The sequence below is a fragment of the Paenibacillus sp. FSL H7-0703 genome (genome assembly GCF_038003485.1).
Lineage (GTDB): Bacteria > Bacillota > Bacilli > Paenibacillales > Paenibacillaceae > Paenibacillus > Paenibacillus polymyxa_B.
On the sequence record NZ_JBBOPF010000001.1, the window covers coordinates 4563330 to 4579451 of the forward strand.

Below are 16122 nucleotides of genomic sequence, written 5' to 3' on the forward strand. Positions count from 1 at the left end.
GGCGTATGAGCATGCGTAAGAGTACGGATAAGCTTATGAAGGTAACGATTTTGTGTTCCGGTTTCGGATTGGGCTTTTATACCCCTGGCTTGTTGTTACAAGCGGGTCTTCGCAGGCTGGGCGTGGATACGGCGATTCATGTATTTGAAAATGTGCTGCCAGAATCGGCCCGTCTCAAGGTCGACAAAAGCCGCAAAGCTTACCATGACAATTTTGCGGTGGCCTTAATGTCACAAAAGGTCCCGCAGGATATGCGTAATTCACTGGATCTCGCTGCAATGGAAGTGTTGCTGAACCAATGGATGGAGGAGGATCGGCGGTATTTTATATGCTTATCCGGTCATTGGATGTATGTACTGGAGGAGTATCGCAAGCGCAGAGAACCGGAGTCGGTGCATGTGGACATCGTGTATATGGATTCGACACCTTCTCCTTCCTGGAAAAATCTAGCCAAGCATAACCCGCGTTTTGCGGATGGCTGTGGAGAAACAACCTTTTTTGAAAATGATAACAATAGAGTCAGCCACTATATTGATGTACCGGCTGTGGAGTATGTTCCGTTTGAAGAGCGGCAATCCCGCTTATTCGTACATGGCGGCGGCTGGGGCATGGGCACATATCGTGACAAGGTTGGACGGTTGGAAGAAGCGGGCTGGGAGCTGGATCTGCTGTTGTATGATCAGGATCAACCGGATGAACAGCGGGAAAGTATACGCTATTTTCAGATGGACCCGCAGTGGAGGACATGGCAGCGTAATGAAGCCGGGGAGCATACATTTCCGCCTTTCGGAGAGGTGAAAAGGGGCGAGAAGACAGTATATCAGGTCGGACCGGATTACCATAGCATGCTGGACCAAGCATGTCGTGTCCAGGCCATTGTCAGCAAGCCAGGTGGTGGCAGCCTAACCGACTCGTTCGCTACAGCCACTCCACTCATTATGCTGGAGCCATTTGGTGTGCATGAAAAGCATAATGCAGATCTATGGGAACGGCTGGGACTTGGTATGCGATACGATACGTGGATACAAACCTATGACGGCAGTGCTCAGATACTGGAGGATATGCATCGTAGGATCGTAGAGCTGCGCAGTCGGACGCCGCGTTATATAGAGTCCTATGTGAATAGTATCCAAATGCCAGTAAGCTCCCCAGGAATGGAGCAGGGGTTATGAACGCTGCGGCGGCTGCGCAAGAGCCTGCGATGCGAGATATTCGCTTTGGGATCATTGGCTGTTCTGCCATTGCTCCCCGTGCGTTGCTGGAACCGATCCGACATGTTGCAGGGGCACGCGTGACCGCGCTTGCGAACCGCACGGTTGCCAAGGCAGGAGAAATGGCAGATCGTTTTGGCGTCAGTGTCGTTTATCGGCATGCTGAGGATATGCTAAAGGACCCGGAGATCGATGCTGTATATATTGCGCTCAGCAACGACTTACATGCCGAGTGGATTGACAAAGCATTACGGGCTCATAAGCATGTGCTGGTGGAAAAACCGTTATGCCTGAATACGGCTGATCTGGCTCCCTTGGCAGTGACAGTCGAACAGAGTAGCGCTTACCTGCTGGAGGGAGTGATGGTGCAGCACCATCCTTGGCAGCATGAACTGCTGAGGATGGTAGAATCGGGGCGTTATGGTCGCTTACGCTCCATAGAGACGAGTCTATGCATTCCGGCAAAAGAAGGACATGCGGACAATTACAGATCTCGTCCGGAGCAGGGTGGGGGATGCTTTTGGGATCTGGGCGTGTACTGGCTACAGCTGCTTCAAGCCGTCGTTGGATTAGAGCAGGCGGAATTCCATAGTCAATCGGATTTCGATGGTCCTCATGGCTGTGACTGGACATTTCGTGCGCAAGCCCGTTATCCGAGCGGATTGGAGGCATCTGCCCTCTTTTCATTTGAGCGCCCTTATCGCTGTGCTCATGTACTGACCTTTGATTCGGCAGTAGTCACTTTAAAGGACTGCTTTCGGGCCAATTTAGGTTTTTATAAAATGACACTCAAGACAGAAATAAAGAAGGATATCATGCCGAATATAACGGATGTGGATGCACTGCCTGTGTTATCACAGACATCTTCGCATACCAAAACGGTTTTCGAGCCTATGAACTATTATGTCAATCAGTTGAATACCTTTTGTAGCATCATCCGGGGAGAAGCGGAGCCCATTCCATTTCGCGAGGCTGCTGAACGCGTCAGACTGCTGGCAGCCATTCATGAAGCAGCACGCTCGGGCGAGACGATTTATGCAGTATGAGTATGATTGTGTTTTCGAGCGGAGGGAAGCAAATGATGCAAAATACGGAGTATCAAGGCAAAGAGAGGAGGGGAACTCAGGTGATGGATAAAAAGGACGAAGCCTTACTGGAGCGTTTCGGCGAGCATCCGACGCCATTTTACTATTATGACGGGGACGCGCTGCATGCCCACGTCAGCTCGTTGCTATCCCGATTGCACCCGGACGTGCGTGTACATTATGCGCTCAAGGCTAATGGTAACGTAGCCTTGGCTGGGTTGCTGCGTTCGTTAGGTTGTGGTGTTGAGATTGCTTCGGCTGGAGAAATGTTCGTCGCTATGGAGGCCGGGTATGCTGCGGAAGACGTGCTGTACGCCGGACCGGGAAAAACAGTAGCCGAGCTGAACGAGGCGATAGCCTATGGAATCGGCTGTATTCATGTCGAATCGGTGAGGGAGCTGCGTCTGCTGGAGGACATTGCTGCCCAAACGGGCCAGCTTGTCAGGGTAGCGGTCCGCATCAATCCCGATAACGATCTGTCTGGAGCAACGATTAAAATGGGTGGTGTTCCGCGCCCCTTTGGAGTGGATGAAGGGCAGCTGGATCACTTTTTTAAGGTGCTGGAAGATTGCCCACACGTCCATTTTCAAGGTATTCAGGTATACACAGGTACGCAAATGTTGAAATCGGATCAGATTTTAGCTTCATTTGCGAATACGCTGCAGTTGGCAGAACGGGTACAGGCTCAGTATGGTGTGGCGATGCATACGGTCAATTTGGGCGGCGGATTTGGTGTACCTTATTTTGCTCATGAGGAGCCGCTCGATATGGATCACGTCATTGACGGACTGAACACACTCGCGGAGCAGACCCGAACCCGCATGCCCGGGGTTAAGCTAATCATCGAAAGCGGCAGGTATCTGGTTGCTCAATCGGGCATGTATGTCTGCCGAGCATTGTATACAAAGGAATCCAAGGGAGAGAAGTTTGTCGTGGCTGATGGTGGCATGAATCACTACGCCGCAGCTACTTTTCGAGGACGCCGCATTAGGGACAACTACCCGGTGAGAATTATGCGCAGGCAAGCGGGAGAATCGAAAGAACCCAAAGAACGAGAAGTGGAACCAACCCTACGGATGGGACAGAGAGACGCTTCTGCTCAAACGGCTGTTGCTGTCGAACAATCACTAGAAGAGGTTGCAAACCGAGTAGGAGGGCCTCTGGAAGAGGCATCCATAGAGCTTGAGACGGTAAGCGTTGTTGGTCCGCTTTGTACACCCGAGGATTGTATTGTGAAAAAAGCGCAGCTTCCCCCGATTCACGAGGGCGATTATATTGTTTTTCCGAATGCAGGTGCCTATGGATTAAGCTATAGTCCACTACAATTTCTGGGACATGCTACCCCGGCGGAGCTGCTCGATTTTCGTGGGGAGGTGCATGTCATTCGTGAACACGGTGACCGCACAGACCTGCTGCGTCATCAGCGCATGATTCCGTTGCCTGAGGATGTGTTGTAAGTATGTAAAAAAACGCCAAACTCATGGGAACCGATACAAATCGGACCTGTGATTTGGCGTTTTTTACATGATGAGTAGGGTAGTATCGACTTAATGTTGCTTGGAACTGCGTATTTCCTGACGCACAAGCTGCCATACCATAAAGAACAGTACAGCGATTTGTGGGACAAAGGTTTCCCAAGTTGGATACATTCCCAGCCAGCTAATAGACGGAAGCGAGGAGGCAGTGTGCCCCGGAAGCTTGCCAGCCACCTGAAGCGAATGAATACTTTCGCCCAGAAATCGGAATACGAGATAGTAAATCAGTACAGTGGCAGTCAGGAAAAATGCGCGAATCGGCAACCGTACACTAAATTTAATGATCGCAAACGCCAGAATGACCAGAATAAACGTCGCCGAGCTAATGCCGATCAGCAATTGCGAGGTTTCGATGGCTGGAGCCATACCGACATAAAAGATAGCTGTCTCGGCTCCTTCACGCAGAATTGCGAGCGCAGAAACCGCAAATAGCGACCACAGGCTTCCCCGTGCCAGCGCGTTGCCCACGCTGTTTTCCACAAAGCGGTTCCACGCGGCAGCATTGGATTTGCTATGCAGCCAGCTACCAACGGTCAGCATCAGCACGACCGCCACCAGCCCGGTGACACCCTCCAGCAACTCACGCATGCTGCCTGATGCGGCAGCTGCCACCAGTGTGGTGAACAGTACTGCCAGAATTCCGCTCAGCACCAGCCCCGTTCCGGCTCCTGCCCATATCCACCGTCCAGCCACGGCTTCGCCGCTTTTTTTGGCATACGCCAGCAGAGCTGCGAGCACGAGAATGGCCTCCAGGCCCTCACGCAGCAAAATCAGCGCAGCATCCCACGCAGTGTAAGAACGTTCTTCCGTCAACGGACGGAGTCTGTCCAGCATCTGATCAAGAGTCTGAATGGCTTTGTCCGTATTCGGTGGAGAAGACAGCAGATATCCTGAAGTCTCGGTCATTTCATTTTCAATTGCAGTGTAAGACGTCGGATCGGCAATTTGTACATGTCCTTCGACAGAAGGCCACAGAGCGATAAACTGCACTACCTTGTCAGCCGCTTGCTCTGGCTGATTAGCTACAGCATTTTGGCGTGCGGATTCGAGCAAGGTGACTGCATCGCCTAGGGAAGCTGCCGAACCATTCGCCGTTCCGGCAGCCGTATTGCCTGCATTCGTTCCTTGACCTGTGTTCATAGATTTACCCTGACTATAATCAGACAGCAGAGTCGTTAATTCCTGCATTTCCTTGAGAGCCTGTTCTTGGCGAATAGGCTCAGCTTGCATGGAGATGCGGATGAGACTGATTTTAGTTTCGAGCGAACTGTATACCGGAAAATTGTCCAAACGAATCGGTGTTTCTACCTGGTACCAGTCTTTGACGATTCGATCGTAATCCACCCGGGCAGCAGCCCAATCGCCTTTTTGCATGGCGGCCAGACTGCCCTTCGCCATGGGAAGCAGTTTTTCCGCTGCTTTGGCTCCAGCCGGGGCTGGTTTGTCCCCTTCGGCCGCAGTGACGTACTCATTGACCGAGCGCGCCAGCACGGATAAGGCAGCTTTCGCTGGTTCCCCGCCACCACTGGCGAGTGTCTGCTCCGCATCGGTGAGTGCTTGATCTACAGCCGCGATGTGAGCTGAATCTCCGCCATTTGTTTTGGCGGTCTCCCACAGCGTGCGGAATTCTTTCAGATCCTTGGAGGCTTCCGTCCATTGGGCTTGTCCCGCCTCCACCAGTGCTCCGCCCACTACAGGCATTAGCTGATCATTGGTGACAGCTTTGGCATCTGTTTGTGCAAAAGCGACCGACCCGGAAATGAACGGAGCTACGGTCAGCAGCAGAGCTGCCACCAGCACAAACACCCATCCCAAGCTTTTATTGCGCCGATTCATATAAATCCCCTTCCTTGCCTGCTGCTAAAATAACGTATCCCCGATGTAGCCGCCTTGCGATACACCTGGGAAGCAGGCGAACACCGCACTGCCTTTGTGTACAATGTATTCGTTCAGCTTGTCATTGCGTGCAAGCTTCTCCTGAATATGAACGAACTGCTTGAACAGATCACGCTGGTAGCTGATGAACAGCAGCCCAGCATCCAGCTGTCCTGTTTGCTTGTCCAATCCGCTTGAATACGAATAAGACCTCCGCAAAATATTGATGCTCCCGTCCCCATGAGCCAAAGCCACATGAGAGGTGGGAGGCGTAACCGGCTTGCCTTCCGGATTTTTGGCCGCCAGATCGAGCTTGTCGAACTCCTTGACCTTGCCGAGTGGGGCCCCGCTGCTGCGATGACGTCCAAAAGTATCCTCCTGGTCGCCCAATGTTGAGCGATCCCACACCTCTACTCGCATGCGTACACGGCGTACAGCCATATAGCTACCGTTGCCCATCCATGCTGGTCCGTCACTGGTCTGTGTCCACACCAGCCGATTCATTTCGTCTGCCTTGGAGGTATCCGGGTTCCCCGTACCATCCTTGAAGCCTAGCAAATTGCGCGGTGTGCTTCCCGCAGGATCGGCCTGTGCTGTTCGCTGGAAGCCTTCCTGCGTCCAGCGAAGCACCGCCGTTCCTCTGGCGATACGTGCCAAATTACGCAGGGCATGGAAGGCTACCTGCAAGTCATTGGCACATACCTGCACTCCGATGTCGCCGCCGCACCATTGCTCCTCCAGGGCATCCCCTTGAAAACGGGGCAGCTCACGGAACCCGGCAGGTTTAAGCCCGGCCAGGCCGTATCTTCCATCAAAAAAGGATGGGCCCACACCAAAGGTGATCGTCGTGCGGGATGGCGACAATCCTGCCGCCTCGCCCGTATCGGAAGGAGGGAGGTTGAGGTTTTCATTATCGTTGCCAAGCAGCACGCCAGAAGTCATTGTAGCGCTTGCTTCCGTCCAAGCTTTGAAAAGGCTGCGTACCTGTTCCTTGTCGCTGGTTGTTAGATCGAAAGCGGCGAAGCAGATGAAATCCTGCGCCGGAGTCACAATACCTGCCTGATGCTTACCGTAAAAAGGGATTACATCTTTGGTATCCGCATCCGTCATCATGCTTTCGAGACGTTGACCGGCTGACAGCACGGCTCCCACGCCCCCGCCGCCAAGCAGGAGGCCTAGTCCACCTACCCCGGCCAGCTTCAATAGGTCTCGGCGTGATACGGATTTGCTTTTTCCTGACGGCTCATCTTCCACTAGCTTCGCATCCTTTTTTACCAGATCGTCCTGTTCATTATGGGATTCCGCATACTGCGGCTTTTCTAGCCCTTTTTGCCGCTTAAAGCCTTTCATATCATTACACTCCTAACAATTTCCCCATTTGGGACAACGGTTCTGCCAAGGCATCGAGGTTTTGGCTCAGCTTTTTAACTTCTTCCGGTTTCAGTTTTGTATACGACACATAGCCTTCTCCGTCCTTAAAAGGAGCCAACTCTTGCTGTAAGGCCGTAAAGCGCTCACCGATTTGTTTTTCCAACGCCGCATCTTTTTGGTTCAGATCTGTTTTCAAAATGTCATATATCTTTTGTGCGCCTTCTACATTGGCAGCAAAATCGTACAAATCCGTATGGGAATATCGCTCCTCTTCACCCGTCACCTTCGAGGTAGATACTTCATTCAACAACTCGACTGCACCCGTTACCATCAGGCTGGCGTCAATATTAACTGTTTCTACTTTGGCACGCAGCAGCTTGGCATCACTCAGCAGTCGGTCGGAAAACTCGTCCATTCCTTTGGTTGTGTTTTCTTCCCATAATGTTTTTTCAATCCGGTGAAAGCCGCGCCAATCCGCTGCATCCACATCACCGTCACGTGCATCAATATTCGGGTCAAGATCACCCAGTGCTTCTGCAATCGGTTCAATCCGTTCATAGTACATACGTGCAGGAGCATACAGCGCCTTGGCTTTATCCAGCTCGCCAGCTTTGACTGCGTTCGTGAATTCTTCTGTCTTCTTCACAAACGTATCGCATTGCTCGATGGCATAGGTGCGGTAAGCTGTTACCGCTTGATCAAAATTAGGAGCAGAAGCGGCAGGAGTCGTTGTCTGTGTTGTTGCTCCTGCATCTTTGGTCGTTGCGGCAGGCTGTTGAGTAGCAGTTCCGGTTTGTCCGCAACCTGTGAACAGAATAGAAGAGACCAGCACTCCGGCCGGTACGGCATAACGTAGTTTCATAATCAATGAACACCCTTTCTGGCCAAACTGGCCTTGAACCATAGTCTGTTGCGCGATATCTATATCGAATTTTTATTTTGATAATGATTATCAGTCGCGGTTTTTCTTATCATAAGGCTGGCCCATATGCCTGTCAATACATAAATTAGACGCAGAGTTCAACCCTCCATCGGAGGGGGATGGTAAGGTGCCTATGCCCATTTTTATCCGCATATTGAACCATACCTGAGCACATGACATAAAATGTGTTGACTGTATCCCTTAACCTTGTTACACCACACAAAACCCGAGCAAGGAGGGGTGAAATTGACGAAGGGTAACGACCACAAAAACAAGTTTTTGTTAACTCACCGTGAACGTGAAGTATTTGAACTGCTCGTGCAGGACAAAACAACACGTGACATCGCCGGACAGCTATTCATTAGCGAAAAAACGGTCCGAAACCATATTTCCAATGTGATGCAAAAATTGAACGTAAAAGGTCGTTCACAGGCGGTCGTGGAATTAATCAGGCTTGGAGAATTAAAAATCTGACCTCTCGTTCCTTGCGGGGTACAAAGTCTTCTCGATGATCCTTCGACAGTGAAGGGTGGTCGGGAAGGCTTTTGTTTTGTGGTATGTAAAAAAGTAAAACGATTAAACCGCTGAAATATGTGGGAATTTGCGTGTAAATGATGTACTATATATATAAGGAAGAAACTACCATTAGGGATCATAGTGCAACTAACAGGAGTGATCAAAACATAAGACTGTACCACAAAGTTATACTAAGATAGAAATGCATCTGGTGATAGTCTAAGAATATAAATCCCTACAAAAGCAGTATTCAGCATGACGACAGGATGGAAGATGGATCAGGTTTTGAGCTATACTTTTATATATAGGTGTTGAAGAAGAATCACAAGGCAGAAAAAGCTCATTGCTTCAGGTAGTAGGAAGTAGCTTTTGCCTAGAGCTACCTGTGGTATATTCTTGATCGGAGGTGAATGTTAAGACATATGACACCCAACCAACACTTGATGACTTATACGCTGAACAGCGGTATAAAGGGAACTGTCGACCTAACCAGTAAGCAGGTGCAGGAATGGATCAAAGCATATCGAATTGGCAGCAAGTTTGTAACGGTTGTGGGGAAACAGTATTTTGGTTTAAACCCTGAGTTGGTAGCAGATTTCAAGGTACATAATGAATACTCGGAGCAGAGAGAACACATATCCATAATACAGCCTGTAATAGAACGCAAAGCTGTAGAACTGGACCCACTGGTAGAGGCGTACAGCCAGTATAAAACATTAATTCAGGTAGAATGTAAATGTGGTGCTTCCTATATAGAAGAGTCACCGCACAAAAGAACCAAGTGGTCATGCAAGGAGTGTAATAACATTGTGTTCCTGGATCGTAAAAAGGGCATGGTGGATACAGATAAAGGCAAGGCATGGTACATGACCAACAAATACTATGTGGAAAGACAAAGCAACTGACAGATTGTCAGTTGCTTTCTAACTATACACTCACACCTCTTGTGTGCCTACCAAAATGATATTAGGTCTTTTGCCAAATAATAAAATTGATGTTTTTTACGCTTTGTAGTACATTATCAAGTGTATTATAAGGAGGCTTCTCATGTACGGACATAGACAAGATGATACTTTATACATCATGACTTACACATTAAATAGTGGTATCAAGGGCACAGTGCCTTTGTCTAATCAACAGATACAGGAATGGCTTGAGTGTTACAGAATCGGCAAGAAATTTGTAACCGAGATTGGCAAAGAGTACTTTGGACTGCATTCGGAACTGGTGGCTGATTTTAAGGTGCATAATCAGTATTCTAGCTATCAGGAGGTTATTATCCCGATTCAACAGCCGGATACTGGCCTAAAAGAGTTGTCCCAGGCTTACAAATCAACTGAAACCTTAATTAAAGTAGATTGCAAATGTGGTACATCGTATGTAACAGAATCTCCCTTTAAGCGGACCAAGTGGTACTGCACCAAATGCCGGGAGATTGTTTTTCTCGACAACAAAAAGGGAATGGTGGATACTTCCAGAGGCAAGGCCCATTATATGACCAATAAGTATTTTGTAGAAAGAGAAACAACTGGCGTATAAGCCGGTTGTTTTTTTTCGCAAGGTTTGTATACGTCCTGACTTTTCAAAGCCGATTGCGCTATAGTGAAAAAGGGGAAAGATGAATCTTGATATAACGATAGTCAGGTGGTGAACGTCATACGGGAAGATCATACGAATGGTGCAAGAAACCGCATGAGCACAAACAATGTGTACATAAACGAAACGCTCCATATGGAACAAATCATAAGTGACCTACGGGTGATGGGCTATGTGGCTTTTCATCATCATCCGCAAATCACAGGTGAGCTTGAAGAGCTGGAGGCGTTAAAAGAGCAACTATTGTCGTTTTTTCAACAGCATCATGTATTGTGGATTGAGCTTGACCCGCTAACGCAATATGTGGTGGTGAATAACATGGGGAAGGCCACGGTGCTCAAACTCATGGGTCGAAAAATGAACCCGCTACGGGATCTGAGAGCAAACGCTGCTTTGGCTGGACAGCCGCTGCATGAGTTGGATCGGGAGATAGAACGGCTCAATCGGCTAGCTCACCTGTTGCGCTACACCCGTTTTTCTTAAGCGACGGGACTAACGTAAAAAAAGCATTCACGAAGCATGGATGGTTCCATGCTGTGAATGCTTTTTAGTATTCTATTTTTTACCGCATAAGATGAGCAAATCTACTGTGACATACGGTAAATGTATTTCCTGCACTTGCTGCCAGTCTGCTTCCGTAGCTCCCCACGATAAGGGAGTCATATGGAGCAAAGGTTTCATGAGGTCGGCATTTAACATAAAACGATAGGTTAACCGTTCGGCGGATAGAAGTTTAAAATGATCTTTAAATCGGCTTAATATATTGTCATTCGAATAAGCAGGCTTATTCTTTTTCTGTTCATACAAGCATCTCAATTCCCGAAGATAATATTGTTCGGGAATGACCTTCAGGACGCAGCCGTCCTCCGAAAGGATTCTTGTAAATTCAGCATAATTAGAAGGGGATAAAATATTGAATACACCGTCAAATTGTTGATTTGAAAACGGACAATGAGCCAGATCCGCAACACACCAGAGGGTATGAGGATATTCTTTGGCTGCGGCCACAATACCTTCTTTAGACAGATCCATACCTACGCTTGTAAGCTCAGTGATTCCCTTCCAGGTCAGCTTATCCTGAATGTGGCTCAAATGAGTGCCTTCCCCGCAACCTGCATCGAGCAAGTAAAGGTGTGATTTTTGATCAAACAGCGGCATCATAAATTTCATTATAGTGCTGCTTATCGCTTCATTTAAGGGATCGAAAAATCCGCTATTGCACATCATTCTTCTGGAGGAAAATAGTTGTTTATCATATTTGGTCTTATAGGACCGGGCGGCTAAATGTAAATACCCGTATTTTGAAAGATCATAGCAATGCTGACTCGTACATAGGAGGCTTTTACCTTCCACCATACGCATCGGTTGAGAGCATAGAGGACACCTAAAGAGATGTTCATGCTTACCAATCAGGCCAGCCTTCATCTCGTGTTTATTCCATTTGGACACAGAAAAGCACCCCGTTCATTCGTATTTGGTGAATGAAAAAAGGCACAGCCAAATAGACCCAACCCATTTTTGGAAAAAATGGTTGAGTTTTCATGAACTGTACCTCACATTACCGTAAACGAATAAACTGAATAATCATATTATGTAGCGCTCCTCCAAAAAAAATAGAAAGGGCTTTCGCCCTCTCTATTGTAACTTAGCCATAAGAAGTTGTCATGTGCTTACACCGATTTCAAAAACTCTACAATTGTCAGTAGACCCTTGTCAAAATTATCCAAGTTAAAATGCTCGTTAGGCGCATGCAGGTTCTCATCTGGCAAGCCGAAGCCCATCAGCACGACTGGGGCAGTCAGCACACGGGAGAAGGTTTCCACGATTGGGATGGAGCCTCCATCCTTGGTAAAGAGGGCACGCACACCGTATACTTTCTCAAAAGCATCGGCTGCCGCTTGCAGAAACGCGTGTGACGGGTCGATGTTAAAGGCGTTCGCTTTTTCACCCTGTTGAATATCCAGAGTAGCTCCTGCCTGGACATGGGCGCGCAAATGGCGCTCGATTTTGTCCAGAATGTCTTGCGGATTCTGGTTAGCCACCAAGCGGCACGTGATTTTAGCATGAGCTTCTTTCGGAATGACCGTTTTCGTGCCTTCCCCTTGGAAGCCGCCGTACACGCCGTTCAGCTCCAGTGTCGGACGCGCCCCAACACGCTCAACGAAGCTGAATCCTTCTTCGCCATAGAGGGAATCAAGTGCAAGATCTTGTTGCAGCTTGCTCTCATTGAAGCCTTGCTTCACGAATTCTTCTCTCATCTCTGCCGATAATGGAGCGACATCGTCGTAGAATCCTTCGACGCTAACGCGGCCTTTGTCGTCATGCAGGGTTGCCAACAAGGACACCAGAGCATGCAGGGCATTCGGCACGCCGCCACCGAAAGAGCCGGAATGTAGATCTGTGTTCGCCGTGTGAATGGCGACTTCCAGTGAACATAGTCCACGCAAACCTGTGCAAATGGCAGGCTTCCCTTTTTCGATCAAGGAAGTGTCGGACACCAGTACAGCATCGGCAGCCAGACGTTCAGCTCCAGTTTGCAAAAACTCAAGCAAGTTCGGACTGGACACTTCTTCCTCGCCTTCAATGCAGAATTTGATGTTCAGCGGCAATTTGCCTTCCTGCTTCAAAATGGCCTCAACTGCCTTTATGTGCAAGAAAACCTGTCCTTTATCATCTGTCGCTCCGCGCGCATACAATTTTCCATCACGGATGGATGGCTCAAACGGCGGCGTTTCCCACAGGTGAAGCGGGTCTACGGGTTGTACATCATAGTGTCCATACACAAGGATCGTTGGTTTACCAGGTGCGTGCAAATGATCGGCGTATACCAGCGGGTGCCCTTTGGTTGGAATGATTTCAACGTTTTCCAGACCGGCAGCAGTCAGTTTGGCAGCCAGCCAATCAGCTGCTTGGTTAATGTCCTTTTTGTGCTCCGATAATGCTGAGATACTCGGAATGGATAACCACTCCTGTAACTCGCCCAGTTGTTGCTCTCTGGCTTTTTCAAAATATTCGGAATAACTCATAAACTATGTATCCTCCTTTTTCAATGTAAATCGTGTGAATGTTTCGCTATCCTCCGAACCGAGGTTGTGGACGATATGTCTAGTTTACTACGTTTTGTGCTGAACGAAAAATAGGGAGATACAAAAACGATTCTACCCGGGTCTGTTCAGACCTGAGCAGAATCGCCCTTAACCAAGCATATGGATGCACTTATGCGCGAATGTCCAGTTGACCCCCGAGATGAGGCTGTACGCTTTTTTCCATCATCTGCACTAAAGCCTGTCCTTGTTCACTGGCCTGATCCTTAGCCATACTTAATACTTTCACACTTACGGCTTGAGCTAAGCTGGCCTGACTCATACCTGTGGATAATGCTGCGATATCCATGTTCCAACCCTCCTTCATTGTGAAGACTCTTTCTCTGTATTTATCGGTTGGAACGGTTATTTTGTTTCATCCAATTGGAATTGTGTCAGTAAATCTTGAAGCTGCTCTGCCAGACGGGTCAAATCTGCGGCAGACGAACCGATCTCTTCCATGGAGGCGAGTTGCTCCTCTGCGGCTGCGGACACGGTCTCTGTATGGGATGCCGCTTCTTCAGCGATGCGTGTAATTTCCTCCATGCTGCTGACGACTGTACTCGTTCCATCTGCGACGCCAGCGGTAGAAGCTGCGACGTTATCAAGCTGCTTCGCTGATTTGGCTACTGCTCTACGGATGCGAGAGAAGGAGCGACCGGATAGGTCAATGGAATTGATACCATCATTTACGCGTTCCTTCGCTGATTCCATAGCAACCAGAGCTTCAGACACACCGTTCTGTATCCCTTGAATTTGTTCACGAATTTGTTGTGCGGAATGAGCTGAGTTTTCAGCCAGCTTGCGGACCTCTGTCGCCACGACAGCAAAACCTTTGCCATGCTCTCCTGCGCGTGCTGCCTCAATGGAAGCATTCAATGCGAGCAGATTAGTCTGGCTGGCAATTTCCGTAATGACAGTGACGATCGTTCCGATTCGTCCAGATCGGTCACTCAAAGCACCGATAATCGTATCCAGTTCTTCCACGGTAGTACGAATGCCGTCAATGGAGACGACGCTGTTGCCGATATGCTCACTGCCTGCATCCGACGCCTGAATGGCCTGTGTGGAGTAAGTGGTCATTTCAGCCATAGTTTCAGTCATCGCGGTGATGTCTGTTGCCATGTCGCTAACCCGTGTCTGATTAGCTTTAGCGCTGCCCACTTGGCGTTCGCTGCCTGCGGCTACATCTTGAATGGCTATGGTCACATGCTCGATAGCCCGGGTCGTTTGTTCTGCACCTGCTGCAAGCTCCTGCGAGGATGCCGACAAATTGCCTGTCATCGCTTGAATTTCTTTAATCATGTTACGCAGATTATCTACCATTTGTTGAAAATATCTTGATAATTCACCAATTTCATCTGTGCTGGTCGTAGCTACGTTAATCGAAAGATTACCTTTGCTGATGGCATCCATAGAATTACGTAATCTTTGGATGGGCTTAAGTATACTGCTGATTAGCCACATTGCGAGTACACCAATGATGATGGCTGCAATCACCAACACGACGATGGTCGTGATAAGAATCGGTTGGGCTGAGGCACTGGTTTCTGATTTATCCATCGTTCCGGCAATTTTCCAGCCTGTCAGCGCATTAGTTTTGAAAATCAAGTGTTTGTTTACGCCATTAAGATCGTAATTAAAGCTGCCTTCCTTGGAGGCAAACAGTTTGGGTATGGTTTCCCCTATTTTGGTACTTCCGCTGACTTCTGTCGGGTGGGTAACGATACGTTTGGTACCATCCAATATCATAATATAACCATTTTGTCCGATTTTTAAATTTGTGATTTCTTTCAAATTATTCAGGTTCAGAGAAAGACCGAGAACACCGCTGTTGTCGGGAAGTGTGCGTGAAATATACACAACGGGGACCTTAGCCGTATTGAGTCCAACAGGGCTGATTACGGTTTGTCCGGGTTTCTCCATGGCCTGTTTGTACCACGGACGCTCACGAGGATCGTTTGTGGAGCCTACGGCTTTGCCAATAATGAGTTTACCTTCGGGAGTTCCTACAAACATATCAACAGCTTCTGCATGCATTTTTAAATATACTTGTAATTTTTTCAGAATGGCATCATCTGCTTCAGCACTGTTATCACTAACCGTCATCGTTGTAGAGTAATATTCGAGATCAGCGATTTTGGCCTGAATCGTTTGAGTAACAGCACGATCAGATGCGGTAACGCTAGACGTTGCACTGTCCAGTAATTGACGATCTGTCTGGTTGTACGCTGCCTGATAGGAGAAAGAGCCCACAATAATACTAGGAACAAGCATGACCAGTAGAAATGCTGCTGTCAATTTCTTGCGTAGTGTTAATGTTTTCAGTCGTCTCAGTTGTTTCATCAAACCCCTGCTTTCTATCTACATATTCATTTCTCATATTTATACCATATGTAATTACTATCGGTTATTTTGAGCTGAATTGATAGATTTATTACTAATTTGTCCAATACGCTAAAGAATTTCTTGCATAGCATGGAGTATCTTGCAATTTGGAGGGATAGGGTATGGGTTTTTTTCTGGATATGAGAAGCTCCACCAATTCATCAAAAACAGGTGAGGGTCCCGATATACAGCTGGGTCCTATACCAGAGCGGTTCGGTTTGATCACCCTGCGAACCTTTCTTGTGCCGGGTCCGATTGTAACTTTTAGTGGTTCCATTGGTCTGATCGGTGAGCTTGGCGATACGTATGCGGTTGAAATCGTGCGTGGAGCCGACTATAATCCGAGCGAAGTAGTCTACCGCGCCGAGGGGGTACTGTGCGTGACAGGGGCTAATGAAACGCAAGCTTTTAATGCACAGGATCTGTCCGCTCCCTGGGCAATACAAACCGTATATTCTTCTTATATTTCTGGTGTATCGACCACTGTTCGTAATGGTCCAGAGGTGTTCACGGGCATCGCTTCGACTCCGTTTTTGTAAA

15 protein-coding genes and 1 pseudogene are annotated in these 16122 nt (G+C 48.4%); 8 read left to right on the forward strand and 8 right to left on the reverse strand.

Translation table 11 applies throughout. The features are described from left to right. The first annotated feature begins 11 nt into the window (after positions 1 to 11). The 3 genes from MHB46_RS20390 (at position 12) to MHB46_RS20400 (ending at position 3753) form a co-directional block, all read left to right on the forward strand. Positions 12 to 1172: a UDP-glucuronosyltransferase gene (locus tag MHB46_RS20390; protein ID WP_341163235.1), complete on the forward strand. Its 1161-nt coding sequence runs from the start codon at positions 12 to 14 to the stop codon at positions 1170 to 1172. Next, positions 1169 to 2257 (forward strand): Gfo/Idh/MocA family protein, encoded by a 1089-nt coding sequence (locus tag MHB46_RS20395; RefSeq protein ID WP_341163236.1) that lies wholly within the window; start codon positions 1169 to 1171, stop codon positions 2255 to 2257. The genes MHB46_RS20390 and MHB46_RS20395 overlap by 4 nt, the downstream gene beginning before the upstream one ends. Before the next feature lie 83 nt (positions 2258 to 2340). After that, positions 2341 to 3753 carry an alanine racemase gene (locus MHB46_RS20400; RefSeq protein ID WP_165179246.1) on the forward strand — a complete coding sequence of 471 codons (1413 nt, stop codon included), beginning with the start codon at positions 2341 to 2343 and terminating at the stop codon, positions 3751 to 3753. A gap of 90 nt (positions 3754 to 3843) precedes the next feature. Here the strand turns inward: MHB46_RS20400 and MHB46_RS20405 are convergent, their stop codons facing one another. Genes MHB46_RS20405 through efeO form a run of 3 tightly spaced genes read right to left on the reverse strand, consistent with a single transcriptional unit; the run spans position 3844 to position 7939 of the window. Next, positions 3844 to 5667, reverse strand: coding sequence for an FTR1 family iron permease (locus tag MHB46_RS20405; RefSeq protein ID WP_341163237.1), 1824 nt, complete (start codon positions 5665 to 5667; stop codon positions 3844 to 3846). A 24-nt stretch (positions 5668 to 5691) separates the two neighbouring features. Further along, complete coding sequence (gene efeB, locus MHB46_RS20410) at positions 5692 to 7056, reverse strand: iron uptake transporter deferrochelatase/peroxidase subunit (protein ID WP_341163238.1); 1365 nt, start codon at positions 7054 to 7056, stop codon at positions 5692 to 5694. Positions 7057 to 7060: 4 nt separating this feature from the next. After that, positions 7061 to 7939 (reverse strand): iron uptake system protein EfeO, encoded by an 879-nt coding sequence (efeO, locus tag MHB46_RS20415; protein ID WP_341163239.1) that lies wholly within the window; start codon positions 7937 to 7939, stop codon positions 7061 to 7063. Between the two features lie 306 nt (positions 7940 to 8245). Between efeO and MHB46_RS20420 the strand changes: the two genes are divergently transcribed. The 4 genes from MHB46_RS20420 to MHB46_RS20435 all read left to right on the forward strand — a co-directional run bounded on the left by MHB46_RS20420 (position 8246) and on the right by MHB46_RS20435 (position 10594). Beyond that, complete coding sequence (locus tag MHB46_RS20420; RefSeq protein ID WP_007431813.1) at positions 8246 to 8473, forward strand: helix-turn-helix domain-containing protein; 228 nt, start codon at positions 8246 to 8248, stop codon at positions 8471 to 8473. A 464-nt stretch (positions 8474 to 8937) separates the two neighbouring features. After that, entirely contained in the window at positions 8938 to 9420 is a 483-nt protein-coding gene (locus tag MHB46_RS20425) for a hypothetical protein (RefSeq protein ID WP_235308509.1), read from the forward strand. Between the two features lie 142 nt (positions 9421 to 9562). After that, positions 9563 to 10054: a hypothetical protein gene (locus MHB46_RS20430; RefSeq protein ID WP_341039932.1), complete on the forward strand. Its 492-nt coding sequence runs from the start codon at positions 9563 to 9565 to the stop codon at positions 10052 to 10054. 153 nt (positions 10055 to 10207) lie between these two features. After that, a complete protein-coding gene (locus tag MHB46_RS20435; RefSeq protein WP_341163240.1) occupies positions 10208 to 10594 on the forward strand; it encodes a hypothetical protein in 387 nt (128 codons plus the stop codon). Positions 10595 to 10666: 72 nt separating this feature from the next. Here the strand turns inward: MHB46_RS20435 and MHB46_RS20440 are convergent, their stop codons facing one another. The 5 genes and pseudogenes from MHB46_RS20440 to MHB46_RS20460 all read right to left on the reverse strand — a co-directional run bounded on the left by MHB46_RS20440 (position 10667) and on the right by MHB46_RS20460 (position 15540). After that, complete coding sequence (locus MHB46_RS20440) at positions 10667 to 11281, reverse strand: methyltransferase domain-containing protein (protein ID WP_341163776.1); 615 nt, start codon at positions 11279 to 11281, stop codon at positions 10667 to 10669. Between the two features lie 123 nt (positions 11282 to 11404). Continuing rightward, positions 11405 to 11536, reverse strand: a pseudogene (locus MHB46_RS20445) (putative RNA methyltransferase); the annotation flags it as partial. 245 nt (positions 11537 to 11781) lie between these two features. After that, positions 11782 to 13137: a dipeptidase gene (locus tag MHB46_RS20450; RefSeq protein ID WP_254329174.1), complete on the reverse strand. Its 1356-nt coding sequence runs from the start codon at positions 13135 to 13137 to the stop codon at positions 11782 to 11784. A 190-nt stretch (positions 13138 to 13327) separates the two neighbouring features. After that, positions 13328 to 13504, reverse strand: a complete 177-nt coding sequence (locus tag MHB46_RS20455; RefSeq protein ID WP_023990044.1) for a YjfB family protein — start codon at positions 13502 to 13504, stop codon at positions 13328 to 13330. A gap of 56 nt (positions 13505 to 13560) precedes the next feature. Next, positions 13561 to 15540: a methyl-accepting chemotaxis protein gene (locus MHB46_RS20460; RefSeq protein ID WP_341163241.1), complete on the reverse strand. Its 1980-nt coding sequence runs from the start codon at positions 15538 to 15540 to the stop codon at positions 13561 to 13563. Positions 15541 to 15704: 164 nt separating this feature from the next. Between MHB46_RS20460 and MHB46_RS20465 the strand changes: the two genes are divergently transcribed. Further along, positions 15705 to 16121: a hypothetical protein gene (locus tag MHB46_RS20465; protein ID WP_341163242.1), complete on the forward strand. Its 417-nt coding sequence runs from the start codon at positions 15705 to 15707 to the stop codon at positions 16119 to 16121. Position 16122 lies beyond the last annotated feature (1 nt).

Bases quoted from the DNA above. Each gene is read 5' to 3' on its own strand.
- MHB46_RS20390 (WP_341163235.1), top strand. From the start codon at position 12: ATGCGTAAGAGTACGGATAAGCTTATGAAGGTAACGATTTTGTGTTCC.
- MHB46_RS20395 (WP_341163236.1), top strand. From the start codon at position 1,169: ATGAACGCTGCGGCGGCTGCGCAAGAGCCTGCGATGCGAGATATTCGC.
- MHB46_RS20400 (WP_165179246.1), top strand. From the start codon at position 2,341: ATGGATAAAAAGGACGAAGCCTTACTGGAGCGTTTCGGCGAGCATCCG.
- MHB46_RS20405 (WP_341163237.1), bottom strand. From the start codon at position 5,667: ATGAATCGGCGCAATAAAAGCTTGGGATGGGTGTTTGTGCTGGTGGCA.
- efeB (WP_341163238.1), bottom strand. From the start codon at position 7,056: ATGAAAGGCTTTAAGCGGCAAAAAGGGCTAGAAAAGCCGCAGTATGCG.
- efeO (WP_341163239.1), bottom strand. From the start codon at position 7,939: ATGAAACTACGTTATGCCGTACCGGCCGGAGTGCTGGTCTCTTCTATT.
- MHB46_RS20425 (WP_235308509.1), top strand. From the start codon at position 8,938: ATGACACCCAACCAACACTTGATGACTTATACGCTGAACAGCGGTATA.
- MHB46_RS20430 (WP_341039932.1), top strand. From the start codon at position 9,563: ATGTACGGACATAGACAAGATGATACTTTATACATCATGACTTACACA.
- MHB46_RS20435 (WP_341163240.1), top strand. From the start codon at position 10,208: ATGAGCACAAACAATGTGTACATAAACGAAACGCTCCATATGGAACAA.
- MHB46_RS20440 (WP_341163776.1), bottom strand. From the start codon at position 11,281: ATGAAATTTATGATGCCGCTGTTTGATCAAAAATCACACCTTTACTTG.
- MHB46_RS20450 (WP_254329174.1), bottom strand. From the start codon at position 13,137: ATGAGTTATTCCGAATATTTTGAAAAAGCCAGAGAGCAACAACTGGGC.
- MHB46_RS20455 (WP_023990044.1), bottom strand. From the start codon at position 13,504: ATGGATATCGCAGCATTATCCACAGGTATGAGTCAGGCCAGCTTAGCT.
- MHB46_RS20460 (WP_341163241.1), bottom strand. From the start codon at position 15,540: ATGAAACAACTGAGACGACTGAAAACATTAACACTACGCAAGAAATTG.
- MHB46_RS20465 (WP_341163242.1), top strand. From the start codon at position 15,705: ATGGGTTTTTTTCTGGATATGAGAAGCTCCACCAATTCATCAAAAACA.